Below are 2,228 nucleotides of genomic sequence, written 5' to 3' on the forward strand. Positions count from 1 at the left end.
TCACCGCACGCGCCCACCTCATGCAAACCCTGCCCCCCGGCGGCGCCATGCTCGCCATCAACACCACCGAAGACCAGATACAACCCCACCTCAGCCCGACCGTCGCCCTCGCCGCCGTCAACACCACCACATCCGTGGTCATCTCCGGCGACACCCACGACGTCCTGGCCATCGCCGAACATTTCGCGGCACACGGCGTGCGCACCCGCCAACTCACCGTCAGTCACGCCTTCCACTCCGCGCACATGGACCCGATCCTCCAGCCCTTCCACACCGCCATCAACACCCTCACCTACGCGCCACCAACCATCCCGATCATCTCCACCCGCACCGGACAACCCATCCAGACCTTCACCGCCGAGCACTGGGTCCGCCAACTCCGCGACACCGTCCGCTTCGCCGACACCGCACACACCCTCCACCAGCACGGCGTCACCACCCACCTCGAACTCGGACCCGACCCCGCCCTCACCCCCCACATCACCCAGGGCACAGCCATCCCCCTCCAACGCGCCACCCACGACCAGCACACCCACCTGATCAACGCCCTCGCCCAAGCCCACAACCACGGCGTCACAGTCGACTGGAACACCATCCACACCGGCCGCTCGATTCCCCTGCCCACCTACCCCTTCCAACGCCAGACCTACTGGCTGCACCCCAACCCCCACACCGACATCACCTCAACCGGACTCACCCCAAGCCAACACCCACTACTCACCGCGCTCATCGACCTCGACGACGAAGCGCTGCTGCTGAGCGGGCGAATCTCGGTCAACAGTCATGCCTGGTTGGCCGACCACACTGTCGCCGGTTCCACACTGCTCGCCGGAACCGCGTTCCTCGACATGGCTTTGCACGCGGCCGACCTCGCGGACTGTGATCTCGTCGAGGAGCTCACGCTGGAAGCGCCTCTCGTTCTCCCGGCTGACGCGTCCCTGCAGATCAGACTGACCGTGGACGCACCTGACGACGATGGGCAGCGGACTCTGACCATCAAGTCACGCCGGCACAACGCTGAGGACCTGCCCTGGACACGCCACGCCACCGGCGGGCTCCGCCCATCGGCGCACCTCGTTCCACTGCCGGAGATGGACAACTGGCCACCGGCCGATGCCGAACCCGTTGACGTCACCGACGCCTACGACCGGTTGGCCGAGCATGGTTACGACTACGGACCCACGTTCCAAGCCCTCAAGGCGGCCTGGCGTAACCAAGACGATTTGTACGCCGAGGTCCAGCTCGCGGACGCCAAGCAGGCGGTGGGCCACGCCATCCACCCCGCGTTGCTCGACGCCGCCATGCACATCGCAGTCCTGGCGGCGGACGACCCGGGTGCGGTGGAGTTGCCGTTCTCGTGGGCCGACGTGCGGCTGCACGGGATCGGCGCGACAACGTTGCGGGTCCGGATCTCCCGTACCGGCTCGCACATCGCGACGCTGACCGGCGTCGATGAGAACGGCGGCCCCGTGATCACCATCGGGTCGCTGACGACCCGGCCGCTCAACATCCCGTCCTCTGGTCCGAGCAGTCATTCGCTGTTCCAGATGCAGTGGGTCGCGGCATCGGAGGGCACCGAGCAGACGGGCCGGCACGTCATCCAGAGCGAAGTTCGGGACGACGGACCTGTTGCGCGCGACGCACATGCCGAAACCCAGCGTCTACTGGCCGAGTTGCAGAACTGGTTGTCCGCAGAGCACAGCGGCACCGACAGACTCGTGATCGTCACGCGCAACGCCATCGCGACCGGTCCGGTCGAAGACGTCACGCTCACTCAGGCAGCCATCTGGGGACTGGTCCGGTCAGCTCAGAACGAGCATCCGGGCCAATTCGTTCTCATAGACATCGATGGCAGCGAGAGCGTCCCCACGGCGTTGCCCGCAGGCGAACCGCAACTGGCGATCCGCGACGGCCAGGTCCTTGTCCCCAGACTCGCGCCGGCCCCGGAGAAATCCACTTCCCCCGTGACGCTGGACACGAACGGAACCGTGCTGGTCACCGGCGGTACCGGCACGCTCGGCGCTCTCCTGGCCCGCCACCTCGTCACCACCTACGGCGTCCAGCACCTGCTCCTCACCAGCCGACAAGGCCCCAACGCCCCCGGCGCCCCCGAACTCGCCCGCGAACTCACCAACCTCGGCGCCACCATCACCATCACCGCCGCCGACATCGCCGACCCCCAACAACTCGCAGACCTCCTCGCCACCATCCCCACCCAACACCCCCTC

General features: G+C 67.1%; 1 protein-coding gene. It reads left to right on the forward strand.

Annotation, left to right across the window (positions count from 1 at the left end; all coding sequences use genetic code 11):
* Positions 1-20: 20 nt before the first annotated feature.
* Positions 21-2,228: polyketide synthase dehydratase domain-containing protein (locus ACWD0F_RS51965; protein ID WP_449890551.1), on the forward strand; the 2,208-nt coding region annotated here is incomplete at its 3' end.

The sequence above is a fragment of the Nonomuraea sp. NPDC002799 genome, assembly GCF_053592075.1.